The organism is Tahibacter sp. (assembly GCF_035481375.1).
Lineage (GTDB): Bacteria > Pseudomonadota > Gammaproteobacteria > Xanthomonadales > Rhodanobacteraceae > Tahibacter.
Window position 1 is genome coordinate 1 of sequence record NZ_DATIGT010000023.1, and the last position, 17,803, is coordinate 17,803.

Sequence of the window (17,803 nt, forward strand, 5' to 3'; positions counted from 1 at the left end):
GCGCAGACTTGCGCGCCCCAGCCGGCCCCACGTCGGCAGCGGAGAGCCGGCTTGGCCAGAATCCTGTTGCTGAATGGCCCGAATCTCAATCTGCTCGGCACGCGCGAGCCGGAGACGTACGGCTATGCGACGCTGGACGGCATCGTCGGCGATCTGGCCGCGATCGCGCAAGGCCGCGATCACGAACTGGCGCACTTCCAGTCCAACGCCGAGCACGCGCTGATCGATCGCATCCATGCGGCGCGCACCGACGGCACGGTCTTCATCCTCATCAATCCCGCCGCCTTCACGCACACGAGCATCGCGCTGCGCGACGCACTGTTGGCCGTCGGCCTGCCGTTTATCGAGTTGCACCTGTCGAACGTCCACGCTCGCGAGACGTTCCGGCATCGATCCTATCTTTCCGACGTCGCCGTCGGCGTCATCTGCGGTTTCGGCGCCGACAGCTATCGGCTCGCGCTCGAAGCGGCGATGCGCCGGCTCGGCTGAAGCGTTCCAACCATCACCTCACCTGAGGATCCGTCCGTGGACCTGCGCAAGATCAAGAAGCTGATCGACATCCTGGAAGAGTCGAATCTGGCCGAGCTCGAAATCAAGGAAGGCGAGGAAGTCGTCCGCCTGAGCCGCATCCCGAAGGGCATGACCCTGCCGATGGCCGCCGCCGTTCCCGCCGCGCCGGCACCGGTCACGCACGTCCATGTCGAGCAGCACCGTCCCGCCACGGCGGCTACCGGCACCGGCACGCCCGAGGCGGCCGGCGGCACGACCGGCAAGACGCTTCCCGACGGTCACGTCGTCCGCTCGCCAATGGTCGGCACGTTCTACGCGTCGCCGAACCCCGACGCGCCGCCATTCGTGAAGATCGGCCAGCAGGTCAAGCCCGGCGACACGCTCGCGATCATCGAAGCGATGAAGATGTTCAACCAGATCGAAGCCGATGTCGGCGGAACGATCGTCGCGGTCCTCGCGACGAGCGGCCGCCCGATCGAATTCGACGAACCCCTGTTCGTGATTGGTTGAGCGGACCCATACGCCATGCTCGATAAAGTCGTCATCGCCAACCGCGGCGAGATTGCCCTGCGTGTCCTGCGCGCCTGCCAGACGCTCGGCATCAAGACGGTCGCCGTGCACTCCACGGTCGACCGCAACCTCAAGCACGTCGGCATGGCGGACGAGTCGGTCTGCATCGGGCCTGCGCCCGCGGCCGAGTCGTATCTCAATGTGCCGGCGATCATCGCCGCGGCCGAGGTCACGGATGCGCAGGCCATCCATCCGGGCTACGGCTTTCTGTCGGAGAACGCCGACTTCGCCGAGCGCTGCGAGAAGTCCGGCTTCATTTTCATCGGCCCGACCGCGAACGTGATCCGCCTGATGGGCGACAAGGTGGAGGCGATCAAGGCCATGAAGGCGGCCGGCGTTCCATGCGTACCGGGTTCCGGCGGCCCGCTCGGCGACGATCCGATCGAAAACGGACGCATCGCGCGCGACATCGGCTATCCGATCATCGTCAAGGCGGCCGGCGGCGGCGGCGGGCGCGGCATGCGCGTCGTGCACACCGAAGCGCACCTGCACAACGCGATCACCATGACCAAGTCGGAAGCCAAGGCGGCGTTCGGCAACGACATGGTGTACATGGAGAAGTTCCTCGAGAACCCACGCCACGTCGAGATCCAGGTGCTCGCCGACGGCCAGGGCAACGCGATCCATCTCGGCGAGCGCGACTGCTCGATGCAGCGCCGCCACCAGAAGGTCGTCGAGGAAGCGCCCGCGCCGGGCATCAGCGCCGAACAGCGCGCCGAGATCGGCAAGGTCTGCGTCGAAGCCTGCCTGCGCATCGGCTATCGCGGCGCCGGCACGTTCGAGTTTCTCTACGAGAACGGCCGTTTTTATTTCATCGAAATGAACACGCGCATCCAGGTCGAGCATCCCGTGACCGAACTCGTCACCGGCATCGACCTCGTACGCGAGCAGCTGCTGATCGCCGCCGGCGAGAAGCTGTCGATCCGCCAGGAAGACATCGTGCTGACCGGCCACTCGATCGAGTGCCGCATCAATGCCGAGGACCCCGACAATTTCATGCCGTCGCCGGGCACGGTGAAGCGCTTTCTCGGTGCCGGCGGCCCCGGCGTGCGTCTCGACACGCATGTCTACGACGGCTACCGCATTCCGCCGAACTACGATTCGATGATCGGAAAGCTCATCGTGCATGGCCGCGACCGCGCGACGGCGATCGCGCGCATGCGGCTCGCGCTCGCGGAAATGGTCATCGACGGCGTCAAGACGAATATCCCGCTGCAGCAGCGCATCATGAACGACGTGGGTTTCCAGGCCGGCGGCCAGAACATCCACTACCTCGAAAAGCGCATCGCGGAACAGAAGGAAAAAGGCATTGCACTGGGCTGAAGCCATACGCACGGGCGTCGCGCTGACGCTGACCGCCGCCCTGCTCGGCGGCTGCGCGTCGCCTGATGCGCGCCGCGAATCGCAGGCCGAACCGGTCAAGGCGGCGACCACGCTCGCCGCACCGCCGGCCGCGATCGCCGCGACCGAGCTCCCGGCCGATTCGCTGCTGATCGTCGTCACGGCGCGCAACGCCTACACGGTGCAGGATGCGACGGCGAGCTGCGAAGGACTGCCGGCGCTGCTCGAGCCCTACCGCGAACGCAATCTCGTCGTCGCCGGCAGCGACGGATTCGCGCTGACCATCGCCGACGCGCTGTGCGTCGCGACGATCGCCAAGCAACGCGGCGGCAAGGCCTGGATGACCCATCCCGACGGCCTGCGCAGCATTGACATTCAGAACTGACGGCGGTCGCATGGCCTGGATAGAACTCTCGCTGACGATCCACTCCGACCAGCAGGAACGCATCGAACTCGCGCTGGAGGATCTCGGCGCGCTGTCGGTGACGCTGCTCGACGCGGAGGATCATCCGATCTTCGAGCCCGCACCCGGCGAGACGCCGGTGTGGCCGACGATCAAGCTCGCCGCGCTGTTCGACATTGCGGTCGACCGGCCGGGTCTCGTACACGCGCTGACCGATCTCGTGCCGGACATCGCGCCCGACCAGCTGCAGTTCCGCGACGTCGAGGACGCCGACTGGGTCCGCGCCTGGATGGACACGTTCCAGCCGATGCAATTCGGCCGCCGGCTCTGGATCTATCCGTGGAACGTCGAGCCGCCGCAGGACGACGACGCGATCGTCGTGCGGCTCGACCCGGGCCTCGCCTTCGGAACGGGCACGCACCCGACGACGGCGCTGTGCCTCGACTGGCTCGACGGACTGCCGCTCGCCGGCAAGACCGTGCTCGACTACGGCTGCGGTTCCGGCGTACTCGCGATCGCGGCGCTCAAGCTCGGTGCCGCGCGCGTGATCGGCGTCGATCTCGACCCGCAGGCGCTCGAAGCCAGCCGCGACAATGCGGCGCGCAACGGCGTCGCCGAAGGGCTGGCGCTGCTGCTGCCGCAGGATTACGTCACCGAACCGCAGGACGTGCTCGTCGCGAACATTCTTGCCGGCCCGCTGGCCGAACTCGCGCCGCTGTTCGCGCAGGCCTGCAAGCCCGGCGGGCCGTTCGCGCTGTCGGGCATCCTCGCCGGCCAGCACGAGGACCTGCTGACGCGCTACAGCGAGTGGTTCGACGAACTCGCGGTCGCGCAGCGCGAAGACTGGATACGCATCAGCGGCCGGCGCCGGCACTGAGGCGCACCGCACGAGCGGCAACCGCAACGACCGCTTGAATCCGCGGTCGCGCAGCGCTCCAATGCACCCGCTCCCGCCGACTCTCCCGCAGCGCACCACATGTATACGCAATGTCCCGAATGCGCGACCGTCTACAGTGCCGATGCGGCGACGATCGCGCGTGGACACGGCATGGTGCGCTGCAGTCATTGCGACGCGCTGTTCGACGCGTTGCGGACGCTGGCCGACCAGCTGCCGCCCGAACCGTTCGAACGTCTGGACGTCCATACACCCGATCCCGACCCGCCTCGCCTGGGCGTGCCGGTGTACCGGCCCAACGCGCAGGCCGTCACGTTCACGTTCGATCCCGACGACAAGCCCCGCGCGCGCGAATCCCGCCGCCATGCGACACCGGCCTTCGCGCGTCACGCGCGCAGCGCGGGCGGACGACGCTGGCCCTGGATCGCGGGCACGCTGCTGCTGTCGCTGACGCTGGCCGCGCAGATCGGATACGCCGAGCGCGACCAGCTGCTCAACAGCGATCTCGCACGGCCGTGGCTCGATCGCGGCTGCGCCGTACTCGCCTGCGAGCTGCCGCTGCGGCACGCGACGCAGCAGCTCGAGCTGCTGTCGCGGGACATTCGTCCGCATCCCTCGGTGTCAGGTGCGCTGATCGTGTCGGCAACGGTGCGCAACGCCGCCGAGTTCGCGCAGGCCTTTCCGGTCGTCGAGATCACGCTGTCGGATCTGGACGAGAATCGCGTCGCGATGCGCCGCTTCCAGCCGCGCGATTATCTCGGCGACACGCGTGCGATCGAACGCGGCCTTGCGGCCGGCGCAAGCACCGCGCTGGTGTTCGAAGTGCGCGATCCGGGCCGCAACGCGGTCGCGTTCGAGTTCAAGTTCCTTTGAACGAAACGAACGCAGCGGCGCGACCATGACCGCTGGGAGAAGTTCACGTATTGCGACACTTGGCACTTACCAACGCGCGTTCGGCGCGCTAACATCTCCGCCCCGTCGGCACTCGCATCCGGCGGTCATGGAAGAACAGACCAGGTTGCTCGCTGCCGTGAATGCCGTCTCCGTACTTCGCCCCGAACAAGGGCTCGACGCCGCTGCCTCTCAACCCGCGTTGCGCGAGTGCGTGGCGCGTGCCGTGCGTCGTTATCTCATCGATCTCGATACCCAGCAGGCCGAGGGCCTGTTCGATTTCGTCATGCAGGAAGTCGAAGCGCCGATGCTGCACGAAGTCATGTCGTGGTACGGCGGCAATCAGAGCAAGGCCGCGCTCGCACTTGGCATCAATCGTGCCACGCTGCGCAAGAAACTCTCGCAGCACGGCCTGCTGTAATCCTCGCGCGCGTCATGCGCGAGACGCATGAATCGCGCCGCGCCGGCGGCGCACGCGGGCTATAATCCGCGGCCTTCTTTCGCTACCGGCGATTCCTCATGTTCGACGCCACGCTAGTGCCGGTCCGCCGCGCACTCATCAGCGTTTCCGACAAGACCGGCCTGCTCGATCTCGCACGCGGCCTCGATGCGCTCGGCGTGAGCCTTCTGTCCACCGGCGGAACCGCGCGGACACTGCGCGACGCCGGCCTGCCCGTCACGGACGTCAGCAACGTGACCGGCTTTCCCGAAATCATGGACGGCCGCGTCAAGACGCTGCATCCGAAGATCCACGGCGGCCTGCTCGGCCGGCGCGGCATCGACGACGCGGTCATGGCGCAGCACGGCATCAGCCCGATCGACCTGCTTGTCGTGAACCTGTATCCGTTCGAACAGGCGACCGCGCGTCCCGACTGCAGTCTCGACGAGGCGATCGAGAACATCGACATCGGCGGCCCGGCCATGCTGCGTGCCGCCGCAAAGAATCACGAACACGTCGTCGTCGTCACCGATCCGGCCGACTACGCCGAACTGCTGCAGGCGCTGCATGCGACGCAGGGCACGACGATCGACCTGCGCCGGCGCCTGGCGGCGAAGACCTACGCGCACACCGCGCGCTACGACGGCCTGATCGCGAACTGGCTCGGCGTCCGCACCGGCGAGCGCGAAGACAACTATCCGCCGAGCCTGCACCTGAGCTACCGCCGCGCGCAGACCCTGCGCTACGGCGAGAATCCACACCAGTCGGCCGCGCTCTATGTGGAGAGCGATCCGCCGTCGGGCATCGTCGCGACCGCGCGCGTGCTCACCGGCAAGGAACTGTCGTTCAACAACATCGCCGACGCCGACGCCGCGCTCGAATGCGTCAAGGCGTTCGGCAGCGCGCCGGCCTGCGTCATCGTCAAGCACGCGAATCCCTGCGGTGTCGCGCTCGGCGACACACCGATGCTCGCCTACGAACGCGCCTACGCCTGCGATCCGACGTCGGCCTTCGGCGGCATCATCGCGCTGAACCGCTCGCTCGACGTCGTCACCGCGCGCACGATTCTCGATCGCCAGTTCGTCGAAGTCGTCATCGCGCCCGAGGTTGACGAGGCGGCGCTCGCCGTCTTCGCGAAAAAGCCGAACGTGCGCATTCTCGCGACCGGCCACTGGCCCGAGCAGGCCGCGCACACGACCGATCTCAAGCGCATCGCCGGCGGCCTGCTGATGCAGGACGCCGACCGCGACACGCTGCTGCTGTCGGACCTTCAGGTCGTCACCAAGCGCGTTCCGAATGCGGAAGAGCTGCGCGACCTGCTGTTCGCCTGGCACGTCGCGATGTATGTGAAGTCCAACGCGATCGTCTACGCGAGGGGCGGCCAGACCGTCGGCATCGGCGCCGGCCAGATGAGCCGCGTGATCAGCGCGCGCATCGCCGCGATGAAGGCCGAGGAAGCCGGCCTCGAAGTCCGCGACAGCGTGATGGCCTCGGATGCGTTCTTCCCGTTCCGCGACGGCATCGATGCGGCGGCCAAGGCCGGCATCCGCGCCGTGATCCAGCCGGGCGGCTCGATGCGCGACGACGAAGTGATCGCCGCAGCCGACGAGAACGACATGGCCATGGTGTTCACGGGCGTGCGGCATTTCCGCCATTGAGGCAGGGAAGAGTTGAAGAGGAGTGAGAAAGGAGTCTGCCGTGACGCTTTTACTCGCTTCTCACTCTCCTCGACCGTCGCCCGACCGGATCTACTCGTATAACTTGCTACAAACTTGCTACAAACCGGCGCGATTTGGCCGTCCTTCGAGCCAACCCTCGAGAAAGCCGAGACAGTACAGAGGTGACGCGAGTGAGCGCCGCACGCTTACTCGTTTCTCACTCTTCGTTACTCGTCACTCGCATCAATTCCACTCATACAACTTGTAATAAACCGGCGCGACCGGCCCTTCCTTCGGATTGCCCTCGAGGCGGCCGTCGCCGTCGGTGTCGATGTAGGTTTGCGTGATTCCGCTCTTGCCGGTGATGCGGATCATGCTGACGCGGCCACTGGAGCGGTATTCCTCGATCGTGTCGTCGCCTTCCTTGCGGATCGCGACATCGGGCTTGTCGGCGGTGCGTGCGTCGGCCTTGGCTTTTTCGAGATCGCTCGGGGCGGTCTTCACGCCGGGGTCGTTCATGGACGGCGGCGGTGCGTCGACGAGGTCGGCGCGCTGGACGGGCTTGTCGGCGGCCGGCCTGTCGGCCCCGGTCTGCGCCGAGGCCGCGCCGGCAATCAGAACAACGGCAAGAAACAGATTGCGCTTCATGGAGAACTCCGCGAGTGGCTGGAGCCGGCCTGCGCATCAGTGCAACGGTAACGGGCCGGCATGTGCCGCAGAATAGCAAACGGGCCTGAATGAACCGGTGTCGCTGCGGTGTGATGAATGTACGCGCCGTGGTCCGCATTGAAAGGCCGGCCGGGCTGCGCCAAGCTCGACGTTCGCAAGGGAGAACATCATGCCGACTCTGGTGCTGATCGACGGGTCCAGCTACCTCTATCGCGCGTTTCATGCGCTGCCGCCGCTGAGCAACGCGGCCGGCGAACCGACCGGCGCGCTGTTCGGTGTCGTCAACATGCTGCGCACGACGCTGAAGGCCAGGCCCGACTACGCCGCCTTCGTCTGCGACGCGTCGGGGCCGACGTTCCGCGACGAGCTCTATCCGGACTACAAGGCGAACCGGCCGCCCATGCCGGACGAGCTGCGCGCGCAGATCGAGCCGATGTGCGAGATCGTCAGGGCGCTCGGGTTTCCGATCCTGCGTGAAGCCGGCGTCGAGGCCGATGACGTCATCGGCACGCTCGCGCTGCAGGCCGCGGCGCAGGGCATCGACGTGGTCGTCTCGACCGGCGACAAGGACATGGCCCAGCTCGTCGGCCCGCACGTCACGCTGAGCAACACGATGACGAACACGACGCTCGATCCGGCCGGCGTGTTCGAAAAGTTCGGCGTGCATCCGGCGCAGATCGTGGATTTCCTGACGCTCATGGGCGACAGCGTCGACAACATCCCGGGCGTGGACAAATGCGGTCCCAAGACGGCTGCGAAGTGGCTCGCCGAATACGGGACGCTCGACAACCTCGTCGCGAACGCCGCAAAGATCGGCGGCAAGATCGGCGAAAACCTGCGCAGCGCGCTGCCGCGGCTGCCGCTGTCGCGCGTGCTCGCGACGATCAAGACCGATGTCGCGCTGGCCGACGCGCCGACCGATCTCGTGCTGCGCGAACGCGACGCCGAAACGCTGCGTACGCTCTACACGCGCTACGGCTTCAACGCGGCACTGAAGGACCTCGACGGCAAGGGTAGCGGCGAAGAGCTGCGCGGCGCGAACGTGCCGGTGCAGTACCGCAAGCCCGTCGGCAGCGACAGCGCGCTCGATCCCGCGCTGGCCGCACCCGGCCGCTACGAGTGCATCACGGAAGCCGAGCAGCTCGAAACCTGGCTGCAGCGGCTCAAGCTCGCCGACGTCGTCGCGTTCGATACCGAAACGACGTCGCTCGATCCGATGCAGGCGGAAATCGTCGGACTCTCCTTTGCCGTGCAGAGCGGCGAAGCCGCCTACGTGCCGCTGGCCCACGACTATCCGGGCGCGCCTGCGCAGCTCGGTCGCGATGCGGTGCTCGCCGCGCTGAAGCCGGTACTGGAAGACGCGGACAAGGCGAAGCTGGGCCAGCATGCGAAATACGACATCAACGTGCTGTCGAACTACGGCATCGCCGTGCGCGGCGTGAAGTTCGATTCGATGCTCGAGTCCTATGTCTGGAACTCGACCGCGACGCGGCACGACATGGATTCGCTGGCCAAGCGCTACCTCGGCTACACGCCGATTCCGTATGAAAGCGTCGCCGGCAAGGGCGCGAAGCAGATTCCGTTCGGCCAGGTCGCGCTCGAACAGGCGACGAACTACGCCGCGGAAGACGCCGACGTCACGCTGCGGCTGCATCAGGTGCTCTGGGAGAAGCTGCAGGCCGAGCCGAAGCTGCGCGAAGTCTACGAGACCATCGAAGCGCCGCTGATCCCGGTGCTCGCGCGCATGGAGCAGCGCGGCGTGCTGATCGACATCCAGGCCCTGCGCCTGCAGAGCAACGAACTCGCCAAGCGCATGCACGAGATCCAGCAGCACGCATTCACGATCGCCGGCCGCAGTTTCAGCCTCGATTCGCCGAAGCAGCTGCAGGCCATCCTGTTCGACGAACTCAAGCTGCCCGTCGTCGTGAAGACGCCGACCGGACAGCCCTCGACGAACGAGGAAGCGCTCGACGCGATCGCCGACCAGCACGAACTGCCGCGCCTGATCCTCGACTACCGCAGCCTCGCCAAGCTGCGTTCGACTTATACCGACAAGCTGGCCGACAACGTCAACCCGCGCACCGGCCGCGTGCACACGAGCTACGGTCAGGCCATCGCGGCGACCGGACGGTTGTCGTCGTCGGAACCGAACCTGCAGAACATCCCGATCCGCACCGAGGAAGGCCGGCGCATCCGCCAGGCGTTCGTCGCACCGCCGGGCTTCCGCATCCTCGCCGCCGACTATTCGCAGATCGAGCTGCGCATCATGGCGCACCTGTCCGGCGACGCCGGCCTGCTCGCCGCGTTCGTCGGCGGCCAGGACGTGCACCGCGCGACCGCGGCCGAGGTGTTCGGGCTGCCGCCCGATCAGGTCGACGCGAACCAGCGCCGCGCGGCGAAGGCGATCAACTTCGGACTGATGTACGGCATGGGCGCCTTCGGCCTCGCGCGGCAGCTCGGCATCGCGCGCAACGAGGCGAACGACTACATCGCGCGCTACTTCGCGCGCTATCCCGGCGTGCGCCAGTTCATGGACGACATTCGCGAACAGGCGCATCGCGACGGCTACGTCGAGACCGTGTTCGGCCGCCGCCTTTATCTGGACGACATCCGCGCGCGCAATCCGAATCTGCGCGCCGGTGCCGAGCGCGCCGCGATCAACGCGCCGATGCAGGGCACGGCCGCGGACATCATCAAGCGCGCGATGATCGCGGTCGACGCCTGGCTCGGCGATCGCGCCGACGCGCGCATGCTGATGCAGGTCCACGACGAACTCGTGCTCGAAGTCCGCGAGGACGCGGTCGCCGAGGTCAGCGACGGGCTGCGCGCACGCATGAGCTCGGCCGCGGAACTCGCCGTTCCGCTCGTCGTCGATATCGGTACCGGTGCAAACTGGGACCAGGCCCACTGATCGTCGTGCCAACCCGTTGATTAAAAACGTGATGAACGAACTCTGAATCAAACCGGAAGCCGCTGCGAACCTTTTCCACGCGGCACCGTCTTAAGCCACAGGTGCACGCAACGGCACCTGGTTCATTCCCCTCCCTGGATGAACCACCGGAATCAGGTTCCTCCCCAGACCTGGTTCCGCACCCCAGACCTCGAAGGTCCTCCCCTGGCCTTCGGGGTCTTTTTATGCGCGCGTTTCGCGAGAGGCCGGAATCCGGTTCAGCGGCTGGCAAACGGCAGCCACGAACGAGCAGGCGGAGCCGGCCTCCGCTCGCTAGTTCCTACCTACTGACTTCCAGTTTCCGCCCATCACCCACGGCACCCTCAACTCAAATACCCGCCGTCCGCAGCAAAGCTCGCACCCGTCACGTAGCTCGCCGCGGGCGAGCACAGGAACAGGATCAGCGGTGCGATTTCCTCGGGCTGCGCGGCACGCCCCATCGGGATCGTGCGCAGCAGCGTCTTCATGATGTCGGGGTTCTGCGTCAGCGCGCTCGCGAACTTGGTGTCGGTCAGGCCCGGCAGCACGGCGTTGACGCGTATCTTCGCGGGCGCGAGTTCGCGCGCCCAGGCTTCGGTCATCGACAGGATGGCTGCCTTGGAGAACGAATAGACGCCCTGTCCCGCCGCCGCGCGGCGGCCGTTGACCGAGGCGACGTTGACGATCGCTCCGCCGCGTTCGCGCATGCGCTGCGCCGCCTGCTGCGTTGTGTAGAAATACCCTCTGATGTTGACCTCGACGGTCTTGTCGTAAGCCGACAGCGGCATGTCGAGCATGGGTCCGAAATACGGGTTTGCCGCCGCGTTGTTGACGAGCAGATCCAGCTTCACGCCCTGCGCGTCGAGCTCTGCGAACAGCGCGTCGATCGCCGCGATCTCGCCGATGTGCGCCGGCATCGCGCGCGCCTTTCCGCCTTCGGCGACGATGCTCGCGACGACTTCCTCGCAGGCCTCGCGCCGCCGGCTCGACACGATGACTTCGGCGCCGTGACGCGCGAGCAACTGCGCCGTCGCCGCGCCGATGCCGCGGCTCGCCCCGGTGACGAGCGCCGTCTTGGCGGAAAGATCGAACAGAATTTCGGACATCGGAACTCCAGCGCGGAAAACGGACGGAAAACGCAGCATACGCGCAATGTGCGGCGCCGCGCAGGCGTGTTTTTTCGGTCCGCGACGCGCGTTTCTCGCGATCCATCTGGCACAGTAGCGGCATTCGGGTCGAGGGGTGCACATGGCTACGCAACGGGTTCTGATCACGGGTGGCGGCAGCGGTCTCGGTCGCGCGATCGCGCTGCGCTATGCCGCCAAAGGCTGGCGCGTCGCGCTCGCCGATATTTCGCTCGAACGCGCCGAAGCGGTGGCCGCGGAAGTCCGCGAGCGCGGCGCCGAAGCCGCCGCGTTCTTCGTCGACGTCTCACGCGACGACGCCTGGATCGCCTTGCGCGATGCGGTCGTCGCGCAGTGGGGCGGCGTCGATCATCTCTACAACAACGCCGGCGTCGCATCGGCCGGCACGCTGCTGCAAACCTCGCTCGACGACTGGCGCTGGATGCTCGACGTGAATCTCATGAGCGTCGTACGCGGCTGCCAGGCCTTCGTGCCGGGCATGGTCGCGCAGGGCGGCGGACATGTCGTGAACACTGCGTCGTTCGCCGGTGTCGCCTGCGCCGGCGGGCTCAGTTCGTATTCGGTCGCGAAGGCCGGCGTCATCGCGCTGTCGGAAACGCTGCGCGCGGAACTCGCGCTCACCGACAGCAAGGTCGGCGTCTCGGTGGTCTGTCCGTCGTTCTTCCGCACGAACCTGCTCGAGAATTTCCGCGGGCCGGAAAAGTCGCGCAACATGGCCTCGAAGCTCATGGAAAAGGCCGTCGAAACCGCCGACGACATCGCCGCGGCCGTCGTCGATGCCGTCATGGCGGGCCGCTTCATGATCATCCCGACCTCGCCCGAACGCACGCGCTGGCGCCTCAAGCGCTTCCTGCCGGAGTTCTATTTCCGCAAGCTCGTCGCCGCACTGCGCGCGGCGGGCCGCGCATGAGCCGGTTCCTGATCTACGGCGCGAACGGCTACACCGGCCGCCTGATCGCGACCGAAGCGCTGCGGCAGGATCTGGAGCCCGTGCTCGCGGGACGCAACGCCGCGGCGCTCGAAGCGATGGGTCGCGAACTCGGCCTGAAATGGCGCGCGTTCGACCTGTCCGATCCCGGCGCCGTGCAGCGCGAGTTCGACGGCTTTCCGCTCGTGCTCAACTGTGCCGGGCCGTTCAGCGAAACCGCGAAGCCGGTGCTCGACGCCTGCCTCGCGGCGCGCAGCCACTATCTCGACATCACCGGCGAGATCGACGTGTTCGCGCTGTGCCACCGGCATCACGACGCGGCGGCGGAACGCGGCATCGTCGTCGCGCCGGGCACGGGATTCGACGTCGTGCCGACCGACTGCGTCGCCGCGCAGCTCAAGGCGCGCCTGCCCGATGCGACGCATCTCGTGCTCGCATTCGAAGCCGGCGGCGGCCCGAGCCCGGGTACGGCCAAGACCAGCGTCGAGGGGCTCGCCAAGGGCGGCCGCGCGCGCATCGACGGCGAACTCGCGACCGTTCCGCTGGCCTGGAAGTCGCGCACGTTCCGGCGCGACGGCGAAGCGCGCACCGCGATGACGATTCCCTGGGGCGATGTATACACTGCCTATATTTCCACCGGCATCCCGAACATCGAGACGTATATGACGGTGCCGCCCGCGACGATCGCCCGCGTGCGCCGGCTGCGCCTGCTGCGGCCGCTCCTCGGCCTCGCGCCCGTGCAGTCCTGGCTCAAGCGCCGCGCCGGCGCGCGGCCCGGCCCGAGCGCAGACCGGCGCGAACGCAGCGACTGCCGCGTCTGGGGCGAGGCGCGCAACGCGCGCGGCGACGAGGCGAAACTCGAGATCGCCGCGCCGAACGGCTATGCGCTGACCGCGACGGCCTCGGTCGGCATGGTGCGGCGCCTGCTGTCCGCCGGCGCGCGCGGCGGCTTCTACACGCCGTCGCAGCTCATGGGCGCCGACTACGTGATGACGCTGCCCGGCGTGCGCCGCATCGGCGACTGAACGCGCCGCGTTGAAAAACCGGCGGCGGGTCCCCACCCCTGCCGTCGGTCCGAGGCCGGCAAGGTCTTGCGACGGAATTTTTCAAGGCAACGACACGTGTCGTTGCTAGACTCCCGCGCCACTTCGCCGTCCTTACCCCTCATGAGCACGAACAAACAGAGCCTCGGGCCGCTGCCCGCCCTGATCTTCTCCTCGCGCTGGCTGCAGCTGCCGCTGTATCTCGGCCTCATCGTCGCGCAGGGCGTCTACGTCGTGCAGTTCCTGCGCGAACTCTGGCATCTGCTGCATACCGTGATCCTGCACGGCGGACTCTCCGAAGCCGCGGCCGCCGCGGGACAGACCGCCGAAACCGCGATCATGCTGACGGTGCTCGGCCTCATCGACGTCGTCATGATCTCGAACCTGCTCGTCATGGTCATCGTCGGCGGCTATGAAACCTTCGTCTCGCGCCTGCGCCTCGAAGGCCATCCGGATCAGCCGGAATGGCTGTCGCACGTGAACGCGGCCGTGCTCAAGGTGAAACTCGCGACGGCGATCATCGGCATCTCGTCGATTCACCTGCTCGCGACGTTCATCAAGGCGCACGAACTCGACACCAAGACCATGCTCTGGCAGACCGTGCTGCACCTGACCTTCGTCGTGTCGGCCGTCGCGATCGCGCTGATCGACAAGATCATGTCGCCGCCGAAGCCGGCGGCGGGCTGAGATCAGCGCCGGCGCATGATCGCGTCGCGGATGCCGGCATCGGCCGCATCGACGGTCTGCAGTTTTCCGCCGTCGTCGTGCCGCAGGCCGAGCCGCTCGTAGAGCGTGTCGAGCGGCGGAAATCCGCGACGCTGCGCGTATTCGCGATAGCGCGTGCGGAACACGTCGCTGCCGATCAGTCCATCGAGCTTTTCGACGAATTCCGCCGCACCCCATTCGCGCTTGCGCGCGAGGCAGCAGGCATGAAAGCGCTTCAGTGCCTCGTCGACGCTGAGCGCGCCGCCGCTGTCGCGTCGCAGCGTCACGTCGACATCGAGCCAGTACGCCGCGCCGGACCAATAGACGGCGTAGTAGGCGCGGCGCGCATGCATCGCGTCGCTGAGTTCGGCCAAGGTCAGATCCACTACGGCGGCGCCGCGTCCGCGCGCGAAGCCCGCGTCGAGCTGTTGCCAGGCGCGCCGCGGCGTCATCAGTCCGCCGCGCGCGCGCAGCACGTTCTGCCAGTAACTCGCGAGCCCTTCGGCGAGCCACGCGCCGTCGTCGCCGAGGTAGGGATGCGCCCAGTGCGAAAACTCGTGGACGGCGGTCCAGTCCGCATCGAGCTGCTCGAGCGTTGCCGCCGGATCGACGCGGATGTGAACGGCGTTGCCCTGCCCGCGCAGCGACTGGCCGAATCCGACGACCTTGTCGCCGCACCCCTTTCCCGGCAGCAGCACGACCTGGGTCTGTGGCAGCGGCAACTCGCCGTAGCCGCTCGCGGTCGCGGCCAATGCACGACGCACCCATTGCTGCAGCGTATCGCGCTGGGCCGGCGTCGTCTCGCCGAGTACGGCGAGGCGAACGCTGCCGCCAGGCATGTCGAGCTTCGTCTCCTCGAAGCGGCCGATCGCAACGAGGGCGGCCCAGCTGAACGGCGTCGGAGTGACGACATAGCGCCGCGGCTCGCGCTCACCCGACGGCGTCCACGGTGGCGCGAACGCGTAGCCCGGCGGCAGCGTCACGCGGACTTCCGCTGCCTCGTCGCCGGCGCGGAGCAGCCACTGCTGCGGCGCGACGAGCAGCGTGCCGCCGACACGGCTGCCGATGTCGTGATCGCGGCTGTTCGCCACGGCGCCGACGCGCGCGACATAGCTCAGGCATTCGCCGGCGCGCCAGTCGGCCGCGCGCCAGCCCGCGTCGTCGACACGCTCGATCGCGCCGTGCTCACGCTCGAGGTCCGCGACGAACGCAGCGCCGCCGCGATGGAGACGGAATTCGCGCCGGCTCGCCGCCGCGTCGACGCACAGCTGCACGCGCATCTGCTCGGTGTCGGGAGCGTAGTCGAGCGCATAGCGCGTCGCGGCGCCCGCGCCCGCCGCGCCGATGCCGAGCGCGACCGCTATCGCGGCGCGGCTCCCAGGTAAAATCGCCGGATGGACGTTTCTCATCTGCTCGATCACCTCAATCCTGCGCAACGCGAAGCGGTCTCGGCACCCAGCGGCCACTATCTCGTGCTCGCCGGCGCCGGATCCGGCAAGACGCGCGTGCTCATCCATCGCATCGCCTGGCTGCTCGACGTCGAGCGCGCGTCCCCCTATTCCATATTGGCGGTCACCTTCACGAACAAGGCCGCCGGCGAAATGCGCGGCCGCTGCGAAGGACTGATCGAGCACGGCACGCGCGGCCTGTCGATCGGCACGTTCCACGGCATCGCACATCGGCTGCTGCGCCGCCACTGGCGCGAGGCGCGGCTGCCTGAGACCTTCCAGATCCTCGACGCCGACGACCAGCAGCGTCTGATCAAGCGCGTGATCCAGGGACTCGACCTCGACGAGTCGCGCTGGCCGGCGCGACAGGCCGCCTGGTTCATCAACAGCTGCAAGGACGAAGGCAAGCGGCCCGACGCGATCGAACACGGCGACAATTCGACGACACGCACGCTGCTCGACATCTACACGAGCTACGAGGCGCAGTGCCGCCGTTCCGGACTCGTCGATTTCGCCGAACTGCTGCTGCGCTCGCACGAACTCTGGCTCGAAGACGCCGCGCTGCTCGCGCATTACCAGGAGCGTTGGACGCACCTGCTGATCGACGAGTTCCAGGACACGAACAGTCTGCAATATGCCTGGGTCCGCGTGCTCGCCGGACAGCGCGGCAAGGTATTCGTCGTCGGCGACGACGATCAGGCCATCTACGGCTGGCGCGGCGCGCGCGTGGAGAACGTGCAGCATTTCCTGCGCGACTATCCGAGCGCGAAGACGATCCGCCTCGAACAGAACTACCGCTCGACCGGCACGATCCTCAAGGCCGCCAACGCGGTCATCGCGAACAATCCCGGGCGCCTCGGCAAGCAGCTGTGGACGTCGGGCGAGGCCGGCAACGCGATCGAGCTGTATGCCGCCTACAACGAACAGGACGAAGCGCGCTATGTCGTCGAACGTATCCGCGAATACGTCAATGCCGACGGCGCGGCTTCGGATGTCGCCATCCTGTATCGCTCGAACGCGCAATCGCGCGTGTTCGAAGAGCAGCTCAACCAGCACCGCATTCTCTATCGCGTGTTCGGCGGCCAGCGCTTCTTCGACCGCGCCGAAATCAAGGACGCGCTCGCCTACCTGCGCCTGATCGCGAACCGGCACGACGACGCCGCATTCGAGCGCACCGTGAACACGCCGCCGCGCGGCATCGGCGACCGCACGCTCGAACTCGTACGCCAGTACGCGCGTCGCGATGCGAGTTCGCTCTGGGAATCGGCACTCGGCATCGTCGGCGGCAGCGAACTCGCGCCGCGCAGCCGCAACGCGCTGCGCGCCTACATCGAACTCATCGAAGCGCTCGCCAAGGAAGCACTCGGCGTGCCGGCGCCGGAGACCGCGAACGCGGGACTGTTCGACGCCGCCGATGACGCGCTGGCCGAGATCGAAGTCGGCCTCACGCTGTCCGAACAGATGGACACGGTCATCGCACGCAGCGGACTGCGCGACTACTACGAAAAGGACTCGCGCGGCAGCGCCGAGGCGCGCGTCGAGAACCTCGACGAACTCGTCAACGTCGCCGGCCGCTTCCAGCTGACGCCCGAAGACGAAGAGGCCGGGCTGTCCGAGCTCGCCGCATTTCTCGCGACGGCCGCGCTCGAAGCCGGCGAAGGCCAGGGCGAGCCGGGGCAGGACTGCGTACAGCTGATGACCCTGCACACCGCGAAGGGGCTCGAATTTCCGCTGGTGTTTCTCGTCGGTCTCGAAGACGGGCTGTTTCCGAGCCAGAAATCGCTCGATGAACCCGGACGCCTCGAAGAAGAACGCCGCCTCGCCTACGTCGGCATCACGCGCGCGCGCGAGCGGCTCGTGCTGAGCTATGCCGAACAGCGCCGCCTGCACGGCATGGAAACCTACGCGCGGCCGTCGCGCTTTCTCAACGAGATTCCGCACGATCTGCTGCACGAAGTCCGTCCGCGCGTGCAGGTCAGCCGCCCGGCCTACAACAGCCGCTACCACCATCAGGCGAGTCTCGACGAAGCGCCGAGCCTCAAGCTCGGGCAGCGCGTCGTGCATGCAAGCTTCGGCGGCGGCGTCGTGACCGACTACGAAGGCGTCGGCGAACACACGCGCGTGCAGGTCAACTTCGAGAACGTGGGGTCGAAGTGGCTCGTGCTCGCCTACGCGAACCTGCAGTCGGCGTGATCAGAAACGAGGGGAGAGCAGATAACAATTAGAGAA

Annotated in this window: 16 protein-coding genes; 13 read left to right on the forward strand and 3 right to left on the reverse strand. The window is 67.3% G+C overall.

The annotated features are described in order from the left end of the window. Positions 1–51: 51 nt before the first annotated feature. The 8 genes from aroQ to purH all read left to right on the forward strand — a co-directional run bounded on the left by aroQ (position 52) and on the right by purH (position 6,707). Positions 52–489, forward strand: a complete 438-nt coding sequence (aroQ, locus tag VLF18_RS01355) for a type II 3-dehydroquinate dehydratase (RefSeq protein WP_325277815.1) — start codon at positions 52–54, stop codon at positions 487–489. A gap of 36 nt (positions 490–525) precedes the next feature. Continuing rightward, positions 526–1,020: an acetyl-CoA carboxylase biotin carboxyl carrier protein gene (accB, locus tag VLF18_RS01360; protein WP_325277816.1), complete on the forward strand. Its 495-nt coding sequence runs from the start codon at positions 526–528 to the stop codon at positions 1,018–1,020. 15 nt (positions 1,021–1,035) lie between these two features. Then, positions 1,036–2,403 (forward strand): acetyl-CoA carboxylase biotin carboxylase subunit, encoded by a 1,368-nt coding sequence (gene accC / locus VLF18_RS01365; RefSeq protein WP_325277817.1) that lies wholly within the window; start codon positions 1,036–1,038, stop codon positions 2,401–2,403. After that, positions 2,390–2,806 (forward strand): hypothetical protein, encoded by a 417-nt coding sequence (locus tag VLF18_RS01370; RefSeq protein WP_325277818.1) that lies wholly within the window; start codon positions 2,390–2,392, stop codon positions 2,804–2,806. Before accC ends, VLF18_RS01370 begins: the two co-directional genes overlap by 14 nt. A gap of 10 nt (positions 2,807–2,816) precedes the next feature. After that, entirely contained in the window at positions 2,817–3,701 is an 885-nt protein-coding gene (gene prmA, locus VLF18_RS01375) for a 50S ribosomal protein L11 methyltransferase (RefSeq protein WP_325277819.1), read from the forward strand. A 99-nt stretch (positions 3,702–3,800) separates the two neighbouring features. Continuing rightward, on the forward strand, positions 3,801–4,592 hold the full coding sequence (locus VLF18_RS01380; protein WP_325277820.1) for a zinc-ribbon and DUF3426 domain-containing protein: 792 nt from the start codon (positions 3,801–3,803) through the stop codon (positions 4,590–4,592). 244 nt (positions 4,593–4,836) lie between these two features. After that, positions 4,837–5,031 carry a helix-turn-helix domain-containing protein gene (locus VLF18_RS01385; protein ID WP_414717171.1) on the forward strand — a complete coding sequence of 65 codons (195 nt, stop codon included), beginning with the start codon at positions 4,837–4,839 and terminating at the stop codon, positions 5,029–5,031. 98 nt (positions 5,032–5,129) lie between these two features. Next, entirely contained in the window at positions 5,130–6,707 is a 1,578-nt protein-coding gene (purH, locus tag VLF18_RS01390; protein WP_325277821.1) for a bifunctional phosphoribosylaminoimidazolecarboxamide formyltransferase/IMP cyclohydrolase, read from the forward strand. Positions 6,708–6,950: 243 nt separating this feature from the next. Here the strand turns inward: purH and VLF18_RS01395 are convergent, their stop codons facing one another. Beyond that, the gene (locus VLF18_RS01395; protein WP_325277822.1) at positions 6,951–7,355 is read right to left on the reverse strand and encodes a DUF2782 domain-containing protein; all 405 of its coding nucleotides are present in this window, start codon (positions 7,353–7,355) and stop codon (positions 6,951–6,953) included. A gap of 190 nt (positions 7,356–7,545) precedes the next feature. Between VLF18_RS01395 and polA the strand changes: the two genes are divergently transcribed. Continuing rightward, on the forward strand, positions 7,546–10,287 hold the full coding sequence (gene polA / locus VLF18_RS01400) for a DNA polymerase I (protein ID WP_325277823.1): 2,742 nt from the start codon (positions 7,546–7,548) through the stop codon (positions 10,285–10,287). Between the two features lie 362 nt (positions 10,288–10,649). Here polA and VLF18_RS01405 read toward each other — a convergent pair whose 3' ends face one another. Continuing rightward, positions 10,650–11,411 carry a glucose 1-dehydrogenase gene (locus tag VLF18_RS01405; protein ID WP_325277824.1) on the reverse strand — a complete coding sequence of 254 codons (762 nt, stop codon included), beginning with the start codon at positions 11,409–11,411 and terminating at the stop codon, positions 10,650–10,652. 142 nt (positions 11,412–11,553) lie between these two features. Here VLF18_RS01405 and VLF18_RS01410 point away from each other — a divergent pair, with 142 nt between their 5' ends. From VLF18_RS01410 to VLF18_RS01420, 3 genes are all read left to right on the forward strand, one after another. Continuing rightward, entirely contained in the window at positions 11,554–12,360 is an 807-nt protein-coding gene (locus VLF18_RS01410; protein WP_325277825.1) for an SDR family oxidoreductase, read from the forward strand. Continuing rightward, positions 12,357–13,403, forward strand: a complete 1,047-nt coding sequence (locus VLF18_RS01415; RefSeq protein ID WP_325277826.1) for a saccharopine dehydrogenase family protein — start codon at positions 12,357–12,359, stop codon at positions 13,401–13,403. The genes VLF18_RS01410 and VLF18_RS01415 overlap by 4 nt, the downstream gene beginning before the upstream one ends. 141 nt (positions 13,404–13,544) lie before the next feature. Next, positions 13,545–14,108, forward strand: a complete 564-nt coding sequence (locus VLF18_RS01420) for a TIGR00645 family protein (protein WP_325277827.1) — start codon at positions 13,545–13,547, stop codon at positions 14,106–14,108. A 2-nt stretch (positions 14,109–14,110) separates the two neighbouring features. On the opposite strand, the gene VLF18_RS01425 is transcribed toward VLF18_RS01420, so the two are convergent. After that, positions 14,111–15,535 carry a hypothetical protein gene (locus tag VLF18_RS01425; RefSeq protein ID WP_325277828.1) on the reverse strand — a complete coding sequence of 475 codons (1,425 nt, stop codon included), beginning with the start codon at positions 15,533–15,535 and terminating at the stop codon, positions 14,111–14,113. Between VLF18_RS01425 and uvrD the strand changes: the two genes are divergently transcribed. Further along, positions 15,521–17,767: a DNA helicase II gene (gene uvrD, locus VLF18_RS01430; protein ID WP_325277829.1), complete on the forward strand. Its 2,247-nt coding sequence runs from the start codon at positions 15,521–15,523 to the stop codon at positions 17,765–17,767. The genes VLF18_RS01425 and uvrD overlap by 15 nt on opposite strands. The last annotated feature ends 36 nt before the right edge of the window (positions 17,768–17,803 follow it).

Coding starts and splice junctions, on each gene's coding strand:
- purH (WP_325277821.1), top strand. CDS start 5,130: ATGTTCGACGCCACGCTAGTGCCGGTCCGCCGCGCACTCATCAGCGTT.
- VLF18_RS01380 (WP_325277820.1), top strand. CDS start 3,801: ATGTATACGCAATGTCCCGAATGCGCGACCGTCTACAGTGCCGATGCG.
- VLF18_RS01395 (WP_325277822.1), bottom strand. CDS start 7,355: ATGAAGCGCAATCTGTTTCTTGCCGTTGTTCTGATTGCCGGCGCGGCC.
- VLF18_RS01425 (WP_325277828.1), bottom strand. CDS start 15,535: ATGAGAAACGTCCATCCGGCGATTTTACCTGGGAGCCGCGCCGCGATA.
- polA (WP_325277823.1), top strand. CDS start 7,546: ATGCCGACTCTGGTGCTGATCGACGGGTCCAGCTACCTCTATCGCGCG.
- VLF18_RS01415 (WP_325277826.1), top strand. CDS start 12,357: ATGAGCCGGTTCCTGATCTACGGCGCGAACGGCTACACCGGCCGCCTG.
- prmA (WP_325277819.1), top strand. CDS start 2,817: ATGGCCTGGATAGAACTCTCGCTGACGATCCACTCCGACCAGCAGGAA.
- VLF18_RS01420 (WP_325277827.1), top strand. CDS start 13,545: ATGAGCACGAACAAACAGAGCCTCGGGCCGCTGCCCGCCCTGATCTTC.
- accC (WP_325277817.1), top strand. CDS start 1,036: ATGCTCGATAAAGTCGTCATCGCCAACCGCGGCGAGATTGCCCTGCGT.
- VLF18_RS01405 (WP_325277824.1), bottom strand. CDS start 11,411: ATGTCCGAAATTCTGTTCGATCTTTCCGCCAAGACGGCGCTCGTCACC.
- uvrD (WP_325277829.1), top strand. CDS start 15,521: ATGGACGTTTCTCATCTGCTCGATCACCTCAATCCTGCGCAACGCGAA.
- VLF18_RS01410 (WP_325277825.1), top strand. CDS start 11,554: ATGGCTACGCAACGGGTTCTGATCACGGGTGGCGGCAGCGGTCTCGGT.